The sequence below is a fragment of the Candidatus Aegiribacteria sp. genome, assembly GCA_021108005.1.
Taxonomy (GTDB): domain Bacteria; phylum Fermentibacterota; class Fermentibacteria; order Fermentibacterales; family JCC-6; genus Aegiribacteria.
The window spans coordinates 1-18058 of record JAIORS010000002.1 but is presented as its reverse complement, the minus strand read 5'-3'; the positions used below and the strand labels follow the sequence as shown (position 1 = coordinate 18058).

General features: G+C 44.3%; 17 protein-coding genes. 8 read left to right on the top strand and 9 right to left on the bottom strand.

The genetic code is table 11. The features are described from left to right. From K8S15_00165 to thiS, 5 genes are all read left to right on the top strand, one after another. On the top strand, positions 1-180 hold a 180-nt coding region (locus K8S15_00165; GenBank protein ID MCD4774446.1), incomplete at its 5' end, for a hypothetical protein. Beyond that, a complete protein-coding gene (locus K8S15_00160; GenBank protein ID MCD4774445.1) occupies positions 177-638 on the top strand; it encodes an NAD(P)H-dependent oxidoreductase subunit E in 462 nt (153 codons plus the stop codon). The genes K8S15_00165 and K8S15_00160, both read left to right, overlap by 4 nt. A gap of 10 nt (positions 639-648) precedes the next feature. Continuing rightward, positions 649-2511 carry a 4Fe-4S binding protein gene (locus K8S15_00155; GenBank protein ID MCD4774444.1) on the top strand — a complete coding sequence of 621 codons (1863 nt, stop codon included), beginning with the start codon at positions 649-651 and terminating at the stop codon, positions 2509-2511. After that, on the top strand, positions 2511-4499 hold the full coding sequence (locus K8S15_00150) for a (2Fe-2S)-binding protein (protein MCD4774443.1): 1989 nt from the start codon (positions 2511-2513) through the stop codon (positions 4497-4499). Before K8S15_00155 ends, K8S15_00150 begins: the two co-directional genes overlap by 1 nt. 48 nt (positions 4500-4547) lie before the next feature. Beyond that, entirely contained in the window at positions 4548-4745 is a 198-nt protein-coding gene (gene thiS, locus K8S15_00145) for a sulfur carrier protein ThiS (protein MCD4774442.1), read from the top strand. 33 nt (positions 4746-4778) lie between these two features. Here the strand turns inward: thiS and K8S15_00140 are convergent, their stop codons facing one another. The 6 genes from K8S15_00140 to K8S15_00115 form a co-directional block, all read right to left on the bottom strand. Then, entirely contained in the window at positions 4779-6296 is a 1518-nt protein-coding gene (locus tag K8S15_00140) for a hypothetical protein (GenBank protein ID MCD4774441.1), read from the bottom strand. A 112-nt stretch (positions 6297-6408) separates the two neighbouring features. After that, entirely contained in the window at positions 6409-6813 is a 405-nt protein-coding gene (locus K8S15_00135) for a response regulator (GenBank protein ID MCD4774440.1), read from the bottom strand. Then, positions 6813-7697 carry a HAMP domain-containing histidine kinase gene (locus K8S15_00130; GenBank protein MCD4774439.1) on the bottom strand — a complete coding sequence of 295 codons (885 nt, stop codon included), beginning with the start codon at positions 7695-7697 and terminating at the stop codon, positions 6813-6815. The genes K8S15_00135 and K8S15_00130 overlap by 1 nt, the downstream gene beginning before the upstream one ends. 105 nt (positions 7698-7802) lie before the next feature. After that, positions 7803-8768, bottom strand: coding sequence for a response regulator (locus K8S15_00125; protein MCD4774438.1), 966 nt, complete (start codon positions 8766-8768; stop codon positions 7803-7805). 7 nt (positions 8769-8775) lie between these two features. Then, positions 8776-9909, bottom strand: a complete 1134-nt coding sequence (locus tag K8S15_00120) for a PAS domain S-box protein (protein MCD4774437.1) — start codon at positions 9907-9909, stop codon at positions 8776-8778. Next, positions 9902-11023, bottom strand: a complete 1122-nt coding sequence (locus tag K8S15_00115) for an FIST C-terminal domain-containing protein (GenBank protein ID MCD4774436.1) — start codon at positions 11021-11023, stop codon at positions 9902-9904. Before K8S15_00115 ends, K8S15_00120 begins: the two co-directional genes overlap by 8 nt. Before the next feature lie 323 nt (positions 11024-11346). On the opposite strand from K8S15_00115, the gene K8S15_00110 reads away from it, so the two are divergent. Next, the gene (locus K8S15_00110; GenBank protein MCD4774435.1) at positions 11347-14778 is read left to right on the top strand and encodes a PAS domain S-box protein; all 3432 of its coding nucleotides are present in this window, start codon (positions 11347-11349) and stop codon (positions 14776-14778) included. A gap of 18 nt (positions 14779-14796) precedes the next feature. On the opposite strand, the gene K8S15_00105 is transcribed toward K8S15_00110, so the two are convergent. The 3 genes from K8S15_00105 to K8S15_00095 all read right to left on the bottom strand — a co-directional run bounded on the left by K8S15_00105 (position 14797) and on the right by K8S15_00095 (position 17294). Beyond that, positions 14797-15174: a DUF2089 domain-containing protein gene (locus K8S15_00105; protein ID MCD4774434.1), complete on the bottom strand. Its 378-nt coding sequence runs from the start codon at positions 15172-15174 to the stop codon at positions 14797-14799. Next, entirely contained in the window at positions 15164-16171 is a 1008-nt protein-coding gene (locus K8S15_00100; protein MCD4774433.1) for a DUF4097 family beta strand repeat-containing protein, read from the bottom strand. The genes K8S15_00105 and K8S15_00100 overlap by 11 nt, the downstream gene beginning before the upstream one ends. 310 nt (positions 16172-16481) lie before the next feature. Further along, positions 16482-17294 (bottom strand): molybdopterin-guanine dinucleotide biosynthesis protein MobB, encoded by an 813-nt coding sequence (locus tag K8S15_00095; protein ID MCD4774432.1) that lies wholly within the window; start codon positions 17292-17294, stop codon positions 16482-16484. A 190-nt stretch (positions 17295-17484) separates the two neighbouring features. On the opposite strand from K8S15_00095, the gene K8S15_00090 reads away from it, so the two are divergent. Then, positions 17485-17904 (top strand): hypothetical protein, encoded by a 420-nt coding sequence (locus tag K8S15_00090; GenBank protein MCD4774431.1) that lies wholly within the window; start codon positions 17485-17487, stop codon positions 17902-17904. Beyond that, positions 17904-18058: prepilin-type N-terminal cleavage/methylation domain-containing protein (locus K8S15_00085; GenBank protein MCD4774430.1), on the top strand; the 155-nt coding region annotated here is incomplete at its 3' end. The genes K8S15_00090 and K8S15_00085, both read left to right, overlap by 1 nt.

The following is an 18058-nucleotide window of genomic DNA, read 5'->3' as shown; positions in this document are numbered from 1 at the left end:
AATTTCTCCTGGTGGGACTGGAGAAGAAAAGCCATGAGGCTGAAACAGGCTGGAAGGGGTGGAACAGGCACCGTATTCCGCAATAAGGGGCTTAAGGCGCTTATTGTAAAAGCTCCCCAAACAAGACCCGTCTGGACAATTTCCTGGCAGGATTCATCCCCGGGGGGAGGTATCCAATGATTGATATAAGAATTGTGGACGCGATTATTGAAAAATGGAATACTGATCCTGACTTCGTTATCGAAATGATGCAGGATGTTCAGGATGAATTCCGTTATATCCCGAAGGAAGCTCTTGAGCACATTGCCGACAGAACCGAAAAACCACGGGGCAAGTTGTTCCACATAGCAACCTTCTACAGAGCTTTCAGCCTTGATCAAAGAGGCGAAAAAGAAATCCAGGTCTGCATGGGAACAGCGTGCTACGTTAAAGGAGCTCCGGACGTTCTCGCTGCTCTTGAAAGGGAGCTTGGCATCTCAAGCGGAGAAACGACATACGATGGTAAATTCACTCTTACTGAAGTCAGGTGCCTTGGCTGCTGTGGAATTGCTCCCGTGATAACGATTGGCAATGAGGTTATTGCAGAGGTCAAACCTTCACAGGTAAGCAACCTTATCTCCAGTTACTCCAAAAGCTGAGGGGGTTATCATGAATACAAATGCAATAGACCAATTAAACACTCTTCTTGAATCATCCTCATGCGGATCAAGTGATACGGCAGTATTCCTCACTGTCCATCTCGGCACTTGTGGAATAGCCGCTGGAGCAGGTAGAACGCTGCAGGCTGTGAGAGCCTTTATTTCATCCGGAAACGTTCAGTCCATTGATCTGAAATCCAGCGGTTGCGCAGGCCTTTGCAGCTGTGAGCCCATGGTATCCGTCAGCAGGAATGGTGAGCAACCGGTTATGTACCTCAATGTTACCGAGGATAAAGTCAATAACCTGTTTGACTGTATAAAAGGAGTAAAAACAGCTGAAGAATGCCATTTGCAGACTATTACCCATGACGATCCCTTCTACCTCAAACAGCAAACGGTAGTATTTGTCAATCGAGGGCTCATCGATCCGGAAAGCCTTGATGATGCTCTTGCAAGTGGGGCCTACGAAGGGCTGGCCAGTATACTGGATAATATGGATCCCGCAGAAGTCATCGCAGAAATAACAAGATCGGGACTTCGAGGAAGGGGTGGTGGTGGCTTCCCGGCAGGAGTGAAATGGTCTTCCTGCGTCAACGCTTCTGAACGGACTGGAGGTATCCCTGTAATTGTATGCAATGCGGATGAGGGAGACCCTGGTGCATACATGGACAGATCTATTCTGGAGTCCGATCCTCATTCAATCATAGAGGGCATGGCCATCGGAGCATACGCGATCGGGGCTGATGAGGGTTATATCTACATCAGAAAAGAGTACCCCCTCGCCATGGAAATCCTTGAGAATGCAATCCGGCAGTCTCACGAGAGTAACCTGCTTGGAAAGGGTATACTCGGAACTGATTTCTCTTTCGATCTCGTCATTCACCGCGGAGCAGGAGCATTTGTCTGCGGTGAATCATCCGCTCTCATGATCTCAATGAGCGGTATGCCGGGTGAACCCAGGGCGAAGTACATTCATACTGTTGAATCCGGTTATAAGGGACGTCCAACAGTCCTCAATAACGTCGAGACCCTGGCTAACATTCCGAGAATCATTACAAAGGGAGCAAAATGGTTCGCATCCATAGGAACCGGAGATGTCTCCGAGAATCCATGGAATGGCTCATCCGGCACGAAGGTTTTCTCACTTGTCGGGGATATAAAGAAAGCCGGGTTAGTCGAGATTCCCATGGGTATTACTCTCAGAGAAATCATCTTCGATATCGGTGGAGGCATACCAGGTGGAAGGAAATTCAAGGCTGTTCAGACCGGAGGTCCCTCCGGAGGAGTTCTTCCCGCTGACAAACTTGACCTTCCTGTTGATTTCGACACCCTCACCGATGCAGGCTCCATGATGGGATCGGGCGGTATGGTTGTCATGGACGATGAGACATGTATGATCCAGATAGCAAAGTACTTCGTTGATTTTCTCAAGGATGAGTCCTGCGGCAAGTGTACGCCCTGCAGAGAAGGGCTTGTCGCGCTTGGAACCATTCTGCAGAGAATTATCAGCGGAGATGGCCGCCAGGGTGACATCGAACTTCTCGAGGAATATGGACAGAATATGTGCGAAACCAGCCTGTGCGCGCTGGGTCAGACCGCGGCCAATCCTGTTCTCAGCACCATCGAGTACTTTCGTGATGAATATGAAGAACATATCAGGGACGGAAAATGCGGAGCGCTCAAGTGCAAGGCGCTTATCGAGTTCCGCATTAACCCGGAGAACTGTACAGGCTGTACTATTTGCGCCCGAAACTGCCCTGTAGACGCAATCGAGGGCAGCCTGAAGGAGCCACATGTGATAGACCAGGAGAAATGTATACGCTGCGGAGTATGCAAAGAAGTATGCAACTTCAACGCGGTGGAGGTTCTGTAATGGCTGACAAAAATATGATAACAATCGAAATTGACGGGAAATCAGTCTCGGTTGAGAAAGATACTACCATTCTTGAAGCCGCCAGAGTAATCGATATCTTCATCCCGGCTCTCTGCAACAGTGAGCTGGTGGAGCCGTATGCGGCATGCAGGCTCTGCATCGTGGAAGTTGATGACGGAAGAAAAACGAAACTCGTTACTTCATGTAATTATCCGGTTAGAAGACCCATCAGGGTATATACTTCATCGGAGAAGGTGCTCAGGAACAGGAAAATCACTCTGGAGATGATGCTTTCAAGGTGGCCCAATGTACAGGTCATCAAAGATCTCGCAAAGAATGCCGGTGTCGAAAAAGCACGTTATCAGCATCCCGCTGTCGACCTGAATCCCAACGCCTGTATTCTCTGCGGTCTCTGTATGAGAGTCTGCGAACAGGGCATCTGGGAAAATATCATTAACTTCACGAACAGGGGCGCTGAGAGGGCTGTGCGAATGCCATACGATTCCGAGCAACCTCATTGCGTTGGGTGCGGTGCCTGCGCTGAAATTTGTCCCACCGGGGCAATAACCATGGTGGATGATCCCAACCAGCCGTACGACGCCGAAATGATAAGAAAAGCCGGTATGAGAATAACCGAGGAGATGATCAAGTACGACGAGGAACAATGCGATATGCGCGGAGTGGGAACAGCCCACCTCGTTGAGATAATGGATGCCTACGATCTCCTCCCTGTCATGAACTACCGCTATGGAAAGCATGAAGATACTCCGAAGATCAGCTCTGACATTTTCAGAAAATACTTCACAAAAGGCAAACCTGATGGATGCTGGCTTGGATGCACAATGGCCTGCGCCAAGGCTATCGAGAACTTTGAATTGAAAACCGGTCCTTACAAGGGTGAGAAAGTACTTGTTGACGGTCCGGAGTACGAAACACTTGGCGGTTCATCCAACATGGGCATATTCGATCCCTATTTCGTGGCCGAGTACAACTTCTACTGCGATACGTACGGACTCGATACGATCTCCTTTTCAACGGGAACATCCTTTGTCATGGAATGTTACGAAGCAGGCGTTCTTGATAAGGAGAAAACCGGGGGGCTTGAAATCCCCTTCGGCGCCAAGGATGCGGCACTTGAACTGCTCCACCAGATAGGCCGCGGAGAAGGCTTCGGCCTTATAGCCGGCAAGGGCATTCGATATATGAAAAAGTACTTCGTAAACTATTTCGGGGCTGATCCGGGCTTCGTATTTGACATAGGCATGGAAGCCAAGGGCATGGAATACTCGGAATACGTCACCAAAGAATCCCTTGCCCAGCAGGGCGGTTACGGAATAGCCTTAAAAGGCGCCCAGCATGACGAAGCATGGCTCATCTTCATGGACATGGTCAACAAGCAGATACCAACCTTTGAAGATAAGGCGGAAGCCCTTCACTACTTCCCCATGTGGAGAACCTGGTTCGGCCTCTGCGGGTTATGCAAGCTCCCGTGGAACGATGTTGAACCTGCGGACAACGCCGAAACGGATGAACCTGCAAAAGTTCCCGCACACGTTCAGGGGTACTGCGAGTTTTTCGAAGGCGTCACCGGAAAACCCCAGACTATGGACAGCCTGGTAAGGATGTCCGAGAAAGTCTACAATTTCCAGCGTGTATTCAATCTGAAAATGGGCTTCGGCAGACGTGAACATGATGCAATACCTTACAGGTCCGCCGGTCCCGTAACAGTTGAGGAATACGAATCCCGTCAGGAAAGGTACGATACTCAGCTTCGAGAAGATGTGGGTATCGATCCTTCCGGAATGTCCTCCGAAGAAAAGGTTGCTCTTACGCGTAACCATAGAGAAGCGCAGTACGAACAACTTCTGGACGCGGTATACAAGCGCAGAGGCTGGACGAACGACGGCGTTCCGACAGTTGCCAAACTCATGGAACTCGGGGTGGACTTCACAGATGTAATCGAGCTTGTCAAGAAGCACGGAGGATAATCGAATAACGGGCGGGAACGGATTACGTTCCCGCCTTGTTCAACAATCATGATAACTGTCAATGGAATTACACTGGACTGGTACGAAGGTAAAACCGTCTACGATGTCATACAGGAAATGAACTACCTTTTCCCTCTCCTTATAGCTCGAATAAACGGCAAATTCATACCCAGAAACAAATACGATTCCACGGAAATTCCCGATGAAGCAACTGTAGACATAATCCATCTGATGTCCGGCGGATAAAAAACTGAAAGCTTTCTTCAAATAATTTGCAGATTAAAATGGAGGATCAGCCTTCATTGATAAAGTATCCTGCTGAGTCGAATGACCCGGCTCAGGAAGCAGCATTCTTGATCCAGCCGAAATCAACACATCTGAAATGATGAGAAATGGATTTTCTTCCCCGGTATCCAGAGCCGCGTTCATCACGAGCAGTCCATCATTCACGCCGGCAGATAGAACAATGTATCCGATGTTTCCAAAGTCAATCTCCTGATTCAGCTGACTGTTAAGACCCATAATCGCAGCGATTGGTTCCATATCCGCAACCAGCATAAGACCGCCGCTGTTCTCCATGCGCAATCCGGAAGAAGCGATGTAATTTTCGAAGCTTATCCCTTCGGCTACATCCTGAAGTGTAAATCCGCACGCTATTACAAACATGTCATCAAATACACCGAATTCTGTAGCGTCTATTCCATCTGCAAGGTATCCTTTGATCCCGTAACACGTGCTTCCCTGAAAATCGAACGAGCTGAGGTCATATCCTCCTGACATCATGAACAGACTGTATATTTTGCTCAGCATCTGATCAACAGCATCTGTAGCGGTCAGCCCATATTCAAGAACCCCCGCGTACTCATCGTTTTCGAGATTGAGCGCGAAATACGTATCACCCGAGAATGCATCAAGAAGTTCTTCCACGGAACCGAATCCGAACATTTCCATACCGGGTTCGAACTCCCGGTTCAAACCCTCAGACAGGATGATACTTCTCAAGGTCTCCATGTCGAAACTAATCCTCAGTGCTCCGCTGATATCGGAGGGAATATTTACATCATCCCCGTTCGGCTCTGACGCAATGATAGAAGAGTACCTGATGGCGTCATCTCCTGTTATCAGGACAAGCAGGTTCAATTTCAATATCGTCTCATCTGTAGAGCAGGTAATGAGCAGGCTTTCTATATCATCCTGTCCGGAAAATTCACCCAGTCTGACAAACAATTCCGCTGCTGCGAGATCGGACGATGATTTTTCCCGGAAACGGTTGAAACTCTCATCGGAATCGATACCGATACCAAGTGATTCCTCGAACTGCTCAAGAACTGTACTCGAATGAGCAATGACTGCAATGGTATACCCACCTGACTCCGTGATAAGGATCTCGGAATCGTCAGCATGTTCTGTAATTCGAATGAAATACTGCTCGACAACAGCTGTATTGCTGGAAGACATGTATATGGCGATGAGAACGACATCATTCCTGTTAAAATCGATAATCAGCCCGATCTCTCCTTCGGGATCCAGTGCCAGCGCATCTACCCATCCGTTCCAGTCGAGTGGAGTAAATCCGAGGATATCTTCAACTTCCACCAGATTTTCTCTTAATGGAGAGATTTCGTCCGTCAGATCAGAAAGAACCTCCTCCATCCCTATTTCCTCAGGATTGAAGGTCAGGTATACATCATATCCTGCAGGCATCGAATCAAGTAGAGTTGGTCTATGTTCCATAGTTTCACATGAAATCAGTACCGGCAGAATTATTCCTATGAATCCAATTGCTGTCCTTCTCATTAATGTCTCCCTTATTTTTCGCAATGCCAGATGGATACATGTATAAACATGAATCTGAGCCCTTTGTGGGGAGTATGAACACTGTTACGTTGAAACTCTCCGGATATACAGACTATGAAGTTCCAATAAGTTTTTTAATCTCTGCAAGCAGATCTTTAATTTCAATAGGCTTTTCCATAAAAACGTTTACCGGTATGTAACTCGAATCCGTCCCCACGTCCTTCTCAAAGTGAAATTTCAACATATCTGCATCCTGATTTACAGCGGTTATCATAATTATTGGAATATCCTTTGCATTCTCCTTCGATCTGATTTGCTCGCTTGCCCATATCCCGTCACCCTTGGTTTTCATCATGATATCCAGCAGAATGATATCTGGAACTTTTTCCATAACTTTTTTAAGCGCTTCTTCACCGTCATGGGCAGTCCGTGTTTCGTAACCATTGCTCTTCAGAACTATTTCAGTGGTTTCTACAAAATCAAAATCATCATCCACAATAAGTACTTCTTTGGGCATTACTTTTCCTCCTTCTGGAATTCAGGAAAACGTACTTCTACTGTAGTTCCTTCCTGCAATTTGCTTTTTAGCTTAATACAGCCTCCGTGAGCATCAACTATTCTCCTGACTAGTGAAAGACCAAGACCTATGCCTTCCCTTTTTGAATCACGTCTGGTATTCTCGCCACGATAAAAGATATCGAATATTTTCTGCGTTTCTTCTTCTTTAATACCAATACCATGATCCTCCACTCTCAATAGGAAACGATTTTCATCTATTTTCCCCGTAACCTCAACCTTGTTACCGTGTCTGCTGTATTTAACAGCATTATGAATTATATTGGTAAACACTCTCCTGATAAGCTCTGCGTTGCCGTAGATAAGGGGGCAATCATCACAAAGATTCCAATTAATTTCGATACTACGACTATCGGCATATTCAGTCATTTCTTCTATAATTGAAGCAAATAATTCTGCAATATTGAACTCTTCCTTTTCGAGTTCATTTGCTCTTTCCTCAAGACGAGAAAACACTAATAGATCATTTAAAAGATCTATAATGCTTTTTATCCGCAATTTTGCTCTATTGAGATATTCTTTTTGCTTATTAATATCTCCATCAAGGTATCCATCTAATATTACGTTAATAATATTATATACAGAGGCTAATGGTGCTTTTAATTCATGAGATACTTCAAAGGTGAAACTGGATTTTGCTTTTGTTAGCTCAATAGTGTTCGTATAATGTCTGCTGCATTCCTCTGTAGCTTCAATTGAACTGGCATTCAGTTTTTTCAGGGTTTCAATCATTAATGAAATATCAGACTCGAAATTGTTGTGCCAGTTTTCAATTCTGTTCAAATGGCATTCTGAATCCATTATCTTGCAATCTTCAGATTTCATAGATTTTCCTAATTTCCTAAGTTAATGTATTTATATAATATATGCAAATTATGTAAGACAATTCTGAGTGTGTCAACCTAAATTCAGAATAATCGAATCCAGCTTCTACAGACCAAGATTGTTTTCCACATCAAGAACACTGCTAAGCTTATCAAGAAGATCAGACATACGATATGGTTTAGAAAGGAAATCTGAGATAGTATTTCCGATGAACTGTTTTTCAACATCAGTTTTACTGTAACCACTCGATATTATAACAGGAATAGTGGAATTCATTTCCCTGAGCTTCAGGCAGGTTTCTTTTCCATCCATATGCGGCATCGTGAGGTCAAGAATGATACAGACAATTTGTTCCTGTTTCTCTGTAAACAAATCAAGAGCTTTATTCCCTCCAGTAGCAGTCAGCACTGAAAAACCCAGTATTTCCAGCATCTCTCTGCCAACTGCAAGAACAGTTTCGTCATCATCAACAAGAAGTATGGTTCCATTACCAATCAGTTTGCTACCATTTCGCAATTCCCCAGGCGCTGAATCTGAAGAATCCTTAGATGCCGGGAACGCTATCGTTATTGTTGACCCCTTTCCCGGGTCGCTTGAGACTCTGATAGCACCCCCGTGCCCCCTGACGATTCCTATCACAGCGGCAAGACCCAGCCCCCTGCCGAAGAATTTTGTGGTAAAGAATGGATCAAACATGCTGACGATTGTTTCTTTACTCATTCCGCAACCTGTATCCGATACTTCGATGAATACATACGTACCTTCCAGCTTTTCCTGCGTGATGTATTCTTCATTCATTCCTGAGCCGTCAAATTCCATTACCCCTGAAGCAAGCCTGATAATACCACTCTTTTCGCCAATTGCTTCTGAAGCGTTTGTGATGAGATTCATGACTATCTGGCTGACCTGTGAAATGTCGGCTTTGATTGGCGGCAGCTTTTCAGCAAGGTTGTAATTCAGAACTATATTCTTTGATATTGATGTTTTGAGAAGATAAGCCATTTCTTCAACAACATTGTTAAGACTCAGAGTTTCTATTATGAATTTCCCTTTTCCCGAATACGCCAGCATCTGTCTGCTATGCTTTCTCGATTTGCATGATGTTTGCATGCGTTGAAGAAGACGGAGAAAGACCTCTAAGTGCAAGATCAGCGTTTCCAAGAATTCCAACCAGCAGATTGTTGAAGTCATGAGCAATGCCGCCAGCAAGCACGCCAAGGCTCTCCAGCTTCTGTGCATGCTGAACACTCTTCTCGAATTCAAGGCGCTCCTCCTCCGCCCTTCTACGATCCGATATGTCTCGAACAACTGACTGGAGGAAGTTTTCTTCAGCGATAGACACCCTGTTCAAAGCCACCTCAGCATAAAACGGAGTTCCGTCAAATCTACAATGAAGCCATTCGAAAAGCTGGGGAGTATCCTTGAGCGCTTTTAAAGCTCTTCTTTCTCCCAGGAAACGGGATTTTTTACCGTCAGGTTGGAGTTTAGGAGAAAAACGGTAAGGTGATTTTCCAATGATTTGCTCTCGCGTGCAACCGAACATTGTCAGAGTCACTGGATTACAATCCACAATTCTATAATCCTTCATTATGAATATCGCGTCCCTTGCTGAACTGAAAAGACTACGGTAACGTTGTTCGCTTTCCCTGAGTGCGTTCTCCGCCTTTTTCCGTTCAAGTATTTCACGCATGAGCATATCGTGTGAAAGACAGCCCGCTAACGATAAAGCGAATTTTGAAACAACACTTCTAAGCAGGTTGATTTCTCTTTTTCCAAAAGGTTCTTCTCTGGATATTGAGTATAGTTTGAGAATGCCTATTTCATTCAGAGGAAATATCGTAAACATTCCCTTGTTCATTCCGCTTTCAGTAACCAAATTCTGAAAAGCTGCCTCAGAAGAGGTTACACTTACAATTTCGCCAGTTCTTAGTGCTTCAAAAAGCGGGTTGTTAATCGAAAGATGAGTATCCTTTACCTTGAACTCAGGATAAGCATATGTGAGAGAAACTTCATCAGAATCATTCTTGGGAGTCAGGAAAACATTTCTGATCCAGACGGATACGAACCCCAGATTCTTTCTCAGCATAAGTGCTTTGAGAAACCCGATGCAGTTTTCTCTCACATTGATTGAAGTGCCAATTGAAAGTGACAGTTCGTATAGAAGAGAAATCTCCTGAATAGTCTTTCCGGAATCCACGCAGTCCTTACTCATACAGAACCATTACAACCGTTGTAAGATTCAGATATTCAAGATATCGCTCTCCTAAGGATGAAATCTCTCCCAGTGTCAGGACTCCTTCAGGAATTTCCTCACTATCAGCAGACTGAATTCCACCAATTATTGCCTTGAGTTCCTCAGGATAGTCATTCTCAAGAAGAAGCGCTCTGGATATGCAGTCAGAGATAAGATAGTGACAAATCCTTCGGCCTTCAGGTACGCGGCAATCTTCCGCAGCCATCTGAGCTGCCTTGATCAGAGATTCTTTCTTCCCGCCTAGAATATCGACTACCGCATTGCCCTGCACTTCCCCTCCACAGATAATGTCGCCATCATCGGTCAGCGCGACTGTAGCGCGCCCTATATTTTCACAGCCCTCTCTGAATAATCCAAGAGGGTATTCTTTTGCTATATCGTAGAAATTATTTTCAGAAAACTTCCTGCCCGAATCGTTTTCAATAGCCTTACGGTACACTTCGAAAGCATTTTCCCAGTTGAATTCACTGATCAGGTTTCGATCTGTTCTCGTCGCAACAAACGGACCAAACATTTTCTTCCAGCCATGACGGACGCCAAGAGAACTCTCAAGTTTCACAAGAACAACTATCGCTGCGTTATTGAAAAATCCCTCAGATGAAAAAAGGCAGAAGTCCTTCTTCATGCTCTGGTAGCCTGCTCCTCCACCGAAGTAATTAACGGAATTTCCCAGCTTATCCAGCATCTTCGACAGGAATAAACCAATATTAGGAGCCATCCCGTCGATCAGAATAATAGTAGTGTATTTAGCGCCTGATTCTATATTCTGAAATCCTTCAAAATCAGGAATTTTTATGAAATCCGGTTCCTTTATACTTACAACAGCCGGTCTCCCTATTCCGGGCATTTTACGGATGACTGCTCCTTTGGTGAATTGCATCTCGCCATGAATGATACCGGGAAAGATCCCGCCGAAAAAGCATATCTCCTTCTCATTCAAGTCGTCTGCAAGACCATCGATGTCAGGTATACTGTCTTCCCCGATAAGAATCATGACCACTTCATCGGCTTTCGTATCAAGCCGTGAAACAGCTTCAACGATGCTGTCTCGGTTCGCTTCAGCCAGAAACATATTCTACCTCACAAATTTCCTGCTACATTTATTCTATACGAATTTCGATCCAGCGCCAAGTTGAATGAATCAACTATAAGGCATTTTTACAGATTCTTCAAGAAATTATCAATCTGCAGCAGTAGGCAGACGTACACCGGTATACAGTTCAACTCGTCAAGCATGACAATCAGTTGTTTTATGAATAATCCTAATAGAGTTTTACTCAGAAGATGAATTGTTACATATTCAAAAGGAATGATAACAGAATGATTTGTAATCACTGCACCTTATCCAAACCTCTTCTTTGGTGATTAAGTTTCAGTAATAACCTAAGGTGATACATGGCGGAAAACCCTATCCAGAATAACCAAAAAGCGGATATGCTTGATAACGCTCCTGTAATCATCGCAATTCACAATATGAATCGAAATATCATCTGGGCTAATAAGGCATATCAGGAAGCCACGGGATTGTCTCTGCAGGAAATTGAAGGTAAGGAATGTCACTTAATCTGGGGGCTTGACGAACCTTGCCGAAACTGCCCCGTGAAAAAAGCAATTGAAACTGGAAAACCCTGCAAAGCTGAGCTGACTCCCAAAAATCAAAAACACTGGCCTGATAGTCAAGGTTCATGGCTGGTTAAGGCAACACCTAACAGAAATGAGAATGGTGATATCATCGGCGCAATTGAGGCTGTCTACGATATTACTGAGTATAAACAGACGGAAAATGTATTACAGAAGAGCATAGAACATTTTAAATTGCTTATCGAAAACACCACGGATATAATCATCATGCAAGATCTAACAGGAAAATATCTTTACTACAATTCCCCAGCCGTTTATGGATTCAAACAAGAAAACCTGTTGGGCAAAACCCCTTACGATTTCCATACACCGGAAGTCGCAGCACAATTGATGAATAGACTGAGCCGCACGATTTCTACAGGGTTAGTTGTAAACGAAGAAACGAAATTTGACTGCCAGGGTGAGATACTTTGGTTTCTAGATCAATCTTCACCTGTAAAAGACGCGATGGGCAGAACAATAGCTGTGATAACCATTTCCAGAAACATCTCTGACCGTAAAAAGGTGGAAGAAACGCTGCGGGAAAGCGAGGAACAACTGCACACTCTGATTGATGCCATGCCGGGCTTCATATGTTTTAAGGATGGAGATGGACGCTGGCTCAAGGTCAACGATGCCGGCATTCGTATTTTCCAGCTTGAGGGTATGGACTATCAGGGAAAAACAGATTCCGAACTGGCTGAACTCAATAATCGTCTTCAAGGTGCATTCCTTACATGCAAAGAATCCGATTCAAAGGCATGGAATGAGAAACGTCTTTTTATGCAAGAAGAGAGTATTTATCAGTCTGACGGTACGGTTCGAGACTACGATGTAATTAAAGTTCCAATTTTTCATTCTGATGGCAGTCGAAAGGGTATTGTTGTTATTGGATATGATATCACCGAACGCAAGGAGGCAGAAAAGGCATTACGTGAGAGCGAAGAAAAATTACGTACTATCCTTAATAGTATGCCGGATATAGTACTACAACTAGATACAAATCTAACGATTTTGTGGGCGAATAAAGCAACTCTTGAAATGAAACCGGATGCAATAGGTCAGTTTTGCTACAAGGCACTTCCGGGCAGAAATAGCATATGCCCAGGCTGTCCGATTGTTAAAACGCTTAATACAGGAAAAATTGAAAGGGGAATTGTCCATCTTCAATCAATGGCCGGTGCTGGCGAAAGCTACTGGGACGACGTTGGAGTACCAATAAAGGATTCCCAGGGAAAGATAACCACTATCCTTAAGATTGCAAGAAATGTTACTGAGAAAAAGATAGCAGAAGAAGAAATACGAAAGCTATCAAAAGTTGTGGAAACAACTCCGGAAGCGATTGTGATGACAGATATGCAGGGAAAGCTAGAATACGTAAACCGGGGACTTCTTACACTTGGCGGTTTTGAGGATGATAGTCTATTAATTGGGGAATCGTTCTTTTCATTCAGCAATGAAGAAGGCGTAAAACAATTAAAAGAAATAATTATTCCAACTGTTCTATCTGAAGGTAAATGGAGGGGAGAAGTTCCTGTAAGACGAAAAGACACATCCATATTTCCATCAGAGATGGTTTGTTCGCTCATTAAGGATGAAGAGAATAAGCCAAAATATCTGTTATCTCAATTTCTCGATATCACAAGAAGAAAGAACACGGAAGAAAAATTACGCGAAAGCGAACAGAATTTCAGAGATATGACAAATCTTTTACCGCAAATTGTCTTCGAGATTGATACTGATGGAAATCTGAATTTTGTGAATAAACAGGCATTTGTTTCATTTGGATACTCTCAAGAGGACTATGAAAAAGGAATTAATGTTCTGCAGACACTAATTCCGTCCGACAGAGAAAAAGCAAAAGAGAACATACTGAATTCGTTGCATGGAAAAGACGTTGAAAATACAGAGTATACTGCCCTGAGAAAGGATGAAAGCACATTTCCAATTGTAATATACTCAAGTGCGATTCTCAAAGATAATAAACCCGTTGGTTTAAGAGGAATCATTGTTGACATCACCGAGCTTAAGCATGCTGAAGAGGAAAAGGCTCGGATCGAAGATCAATACCGTCAGTCTCAGAAGATGGAGTCTGTTGGCCGTCTGGCGGGTGGAGTGGCTCACGATTTCAACAACATGCTCGGAGTAATTCTCGGTTACACGGAAATGCTTCAGAGCAAGATATCCCCAGACCAACCGATCTATGCCGCACTTCAGGAGATCCATAAGGCCGCAGACCGCTCCGCCAACCTTACACGGCAATTACTGGCCTTTGCCCGTAGACAGACTGTATCGCCTAAAGTACTTGAACTTAATGAGACCGTAGAAGGAATGCTTAAAATGCTCCTGCGGCTTATTGGCGAGGATATAAATCTCTCATGGCTGCCGTGTACGGATCTATGGCCGATTATGATGGATCCGGCACAGGTTGATCAGATTCTTGCCAATCTGTGCGTCAATGGCCGGGATGCCATCGCAGGCGTAGGCAAGATGACTATCGAAACAAGAAACGTTCTTTTCAAAGAGTCCCATCGCAGGGAATATCCTGAATCTATCCCCGGCGAGTATGTTCTTCTTGCTGTTAGTGACGATGGTTGCGGCATGGACAAAGAGATTCTGGAAAATCTCTTCGAACCATTTTTCACAACTAAAGAAGTTGGTCGGGGTACAGGCCTTGGGCTGGCTACTGTCTACGGCATAGTCAAGCAGAACAACGGTTTCATCAACGTCTACAGCGAATCTGGGGAAGGAACAACCTTCAATATCTACTTGCCTCGATACAATGGAAAAGCAGCTCAAATGCAAAAGGAAGGTCCGACGGAACCATTGAAGTATGGCCACGAAACCATCCTGCTGGTGGAGGATGAGCCAGCAATTCTGGAAATGGCAACAACGATGCTGGAAACTCAGGGATACACCGTACTGCCCGCTACCATGCCTAGCGAGGCCATCCGTATGGCCGTGAAATATGAAAGCGAGATTCATCTACTCATGACTGATGTGGTAATGCCCGAGATGAATGGCAGGAATCTAGCAAAAGGCCTTTTATCTAATTACCCGAATATAAAGTGTCTGTTCATGTCCGGCTATACGGCTAACGTCATTGCCCACCGGCGTGTATTGGACGAGGGTGTAAATTTCATCCAAAAACCCTTCACCATACACGACCTGACTTCTAAAGTGCGTGAGGTGCTGGATAACGAATGAGAAGATCAGAATCCGATCTTAATCACCGGCTATAAGTCTTGATGCAGTCTCTACGTCTATTTCTCCATCGCTGAGCCTCTTGAGAACATCAGAGGGGTTCTGTGGAGACTTTTCTCCCTTCAGTTCACTGAACATGCTGTCTATTCTCAGTCTTACAGTTGGATAAGATACGCCCAGTTTCCTCTGTACTTCCTTGAGATTCCCTCTTGATTCCATGAACAGGTCAAATAATTCCCTGTTTTTCCCCTCAAGTGTACACACCGGGCACAAATCGTACTCTCCGTTAACCTCTGTACCGCAAGAACCGCACTGAAGTTTAACAACGATGAGTCTGTCTCCGCAGCTTGGACATTTAGGTGGAATGGAACTGTCACTCATTTTACTCTCATTTCTCATTATCCTTCTGTTCTTCTTCTCCGTCTTTTTCTTCAACAGATTCTTTTCCGGACCTGGAAATTGAGATATTGCCTCCCATTGTCTTGATTCTAAGTTCGGGGGATTCTTCTCCGTCTGCCAGGTCTATATTAACTCTGGAAGAACCTGGATGTCCAGACTCGGTCAATCCGGATATACCTTCTTGAACGGATATTTCACCTCCCATTGTCTTAGCTGATATTTCAGCCTTTGTACTTTCACATATGCTCAGTGTTATGTTCCCGCCCATTGTTGTAACTTTTGAATCTTCATCCCAGTCGTCAGTCAGTTTGATCAGAATATTTCCTCCCATCGTTTTCGCTCTGAAAGCTCTTGAAGCTTCAGACAGGTTGATATTGCCACCCATCGTTTTAATATCTGCTACTGCAGATATACTGTTCATTGTAATGTCCCCACCCGTTATGCTCGCCCTGATACCTTTCACTGTTTCAGGTATGTTAAGTGACAGATCATCCTTATCCCATTTTAGATAAACCGTTTCATTATCCCGATACATATGTATGTCTGGAGTATTCTCTCCGGTGACTTCAAGAGTCGAACCTTTTACCCCATTCAGAATCAGATTGCCCCCTTTAGTCCTGCTGCGCCTGTGAACAGGTCGTTTCAGAACAAGTTCTGTGCCCTCCTCCAGTTCAAGGGAACCTTCGAGAAGTCCGGCATCTTCGAACACATCTTCGTCCATTTCCTCAAATTCATCATCAATACCAGATACGGAATCTTTTACGATGCCGCGTACCATACGGCCTATATCACGCAATCCGTCAAGACCAGTTATATGTGCCATTTTTTTTTGCTCACGTATCAAGCGCTTCCTTTCCTTGACCCTCCTGGCCGGTGATTCTGTTTCTCTTCTCTTCTGGTTACCTTTCTCAAGTGCTTCCAGAAGTTTTGCGCCATCGTCTGCGCTAATCTTCCCATCGGACACCATCTGAAGAATCTCTCTCTGTTCTTCGCTCATGACAACTCCTTTCAATTATAAATTAATTACTACAATATATAAAAATGTCTTTACAATTTGTCAAGTATTAGTTTATATAGTGATATATTTTTAGTCATCCTAAAACAATCAGAGTTCAAGTTAATTTGAGGAATACCTTTCAGGCATTTCTCATCTCGGTTCGCCTTTATGAAACAAACAGGTGAGTTTATAGTAGCAGGAATGTACCGCATTTAGTAAACATGTGAAAATAAGCAATGCTAAATAATCCGCAAAAAGTAATTATTGAATGATTATAAGATAATACGTATATTTAATTATGATATAATAACTATTCGCGGTTATCCGGTCCAGCTGGTTGAAGAAGTGTGGTACGTCCCCCTAAATTCCAGATGTTCAACAGAGTCTCAGCAAGAGGAGTAATACTGGTTCCTCCGCCTCCGGCTCCACCCCTGCCGCTCTTCAGCAGTTTCGCGCCAAGCCGCTGTTCCGCGTCATGCAGCAGTATCCAGGCTCTTTTGTATTGAATTCCGGTTTTCTTCGCGGCCTGGAGTATCGAACCGGTCTCACGGACAGCTTTCAGAAGATCCATTCGCCCCTCGCCGAAAAGCGGTTTTCCATGAAGGTTCAACCAAAGCTTACCGCCGATTGTGATTGGAGAATCCTTTCCAATTCCCATCAATCCTGAAACGAGCCGGGCGGTTCTTTCTGCATTCCCGACTGAAACTGGTCCTTCCAATGTGAGATCAGCCTTCAGCTCGAGCCCTTCCGCAGACCGTTTCTGCCCGGACTCTGAACTTATATGAATATGAAAATCAGGATCGAACAAATTAAGAACCGAGTTGCTCTCGAAGATGATAATATCCGTATTGAACGATAATATATCAATAGAGTTCTCAAGTTCGTCAATTTCTGAATATTTGAAGAACATAACCTTTAAGGCGCCAGCTGTGCTGTAACGGAAGGTATCTGTACCTGGAGGTCCCGGGCTATAAGTGATACCCGCAGGACCATGCCCCCCATGCGACAGTTTGATACAGGCAACTGTTAATCCTGATGCCGTAAGTTCTTTTATGAGGCTTTCGGCAACAAGTGTTTTACCGAGTTTTCTGCAATCAGATGAGATCACAATTCTTTTTCCCAAAGCACTCCTTCAAATAGCATTACTGGTTATACCTATGAAACATAACTGTAATTACTGAATTTGAAAACTGATAGAGCGAATTCAGAGATTGTTAACCGAAGAGCGTTGTGGTCCTGAAATAAGGATAAAAACGTCTTTTGACTCCGGTACATGTAATGCAATATGTTCCTTTTAAGGAGGTGTGGTGTATATGACCGAAGCGGAACAGCTCGACAAGGATATTGACATATCAAGCCCGACCGATTCATTGGACAGGGGCAATGGTTCCAGAAAGCGAAAGCTTCCCGGAATCGTCTGGATACTATCGATATTCGCTGTTGTTATGATCGTGATACTGATTCTCCCGGCAGATAATTCCGGTTCTTTCAACACCAGCATTTCATCAGAGGAACTCGAACTGCGAGATCTTATGTATACCATCGCCAGCGATATACATGAATATTCCCGGTTGAATGGAAAACTACCCATTATTCCCGGAGATATGGAAATCCCTTCACAGTATATCGTTTATACCGCTGAAGATGATTCAAGCTGGCTCCTCATCTCGGGCGACAGCCTTATTTACTATTCCGATATGGACCCATTGGAATTCGCTAAGGGAGAAATATGATGACTCCCAGGAAACAGAGCGGGTTTACACTTGTAGAACTGCTTGTTGTAGTGGTTGTTATTGGTATCCTTGCGGCTATTGCCATACCAAAATTCAGTAATCTGTCCGAACAGGCTAAAACGCAGAGCTGCAGACATAACATGAGAAATCTGGC

What these genes read in the sequence shown, in the direction of transcription:
- K8S15_00135 (MCD4774440.1), bottom strand. Translation starts at nt 6,813, where the DNA reads ATGCCCAAAGAAGTACTTATTGTGGATGATGATTTTGATTTTGTAGAA.
- K8S15_00155 (MCD4774444.1), top strand. Translation starts at nt 649, where the DNA reads ATGAATACAAATGCAATAGACCAATTAAACACTCTTCTTGAATCATCC.
- K8S15_00090 (MCD4774431.1), top strand. Translation starts at nt 17,485, where the DNA reads ATGACCGAAGCGGAACAGCTCGACAAGGATATTGACATATCAAGCCCG.
- K8S15_00150 (MCD4774443.1), top strand. Translation starts at nt 2,511, where the DNA reads ATGGCTGACAAAAATATGATAACAATCGAAATTGACGGGAAATCAGTC.
- K8S15_00140 (MCD4774441.1), bottom strand. Translation starts at nt 6,296, where the DNA reads ATGAGAAGGACAGCAATTGGATTCATAGGAATAATTCTGCCGGTACTG.
- K8S15_00105 (MCD4774434.1), bottom strand. Translation starts at nt 15,174, where the DNA reads ATGAGAAATGAGAGTAAAATGAGTGACAGTTCCATTCCACCTAAATGT.
- K8S15_00130 (MCD4774439.1), bottom strand. Translation starts at nt 7,697, where the DNA reads ATGAAATCTGAAGATTGCAAGATAATGGATTCAGAATGCCATTTGAAC.
- K8S15_00160 (MCD4774445.1), top strand. Translation starts at nt 177, where the DNA reads ATGATTGATATAAGAATTGTGGACGCGATTATTGAAAAATGGAATACT.
- K8S15_00100 (MCD4774433.1), bottom strand. Translation starts at nt 16,171, where the DNA reads ATGAGCGAAGAACAGAGAGAGATTCTTCAGATGGTGTCCGATGGGAAG.
- K8S15_00125 (MCD4774438.1), bottom strand. Translation starts at nt 8,768, where the DNA reads ATGCTGGCGTATTCGGGAAAAGGGAAATTCATAATAGAAACTCTGAGT.
- thiS (MCD4774442.1), top strand. Translation starts at nt 4,548, where the DNA reads ATGATAACTGTCAATGGAATTACACTGGACTGGTACGAAGGTAAAACC.
- K8S15_00110 (MCD4774435.1), top strand. Translation starts at nt 11,347, where the DNA reads ATGGCGGAAAACCCTATCCAGAATAACCAAAAAGCGGATATGCTTGAT.
- K8S15_00115 (MCD4774436.1), bottom strand. Translation starts at nt 11,023, where the DNA reads ATGTTTCTGGCTGAAGCGAACCGAGACAGCATCGTTGAAGCTGTTTCA.
- K8S15_00120 (MCD4774437.1), bottom strand. Translation starts at nt 9,909, where the DNA reads ATGAGTAAGGACTGCGTGGATTCCGGAAAGACTATTCAGGAGATTTCT.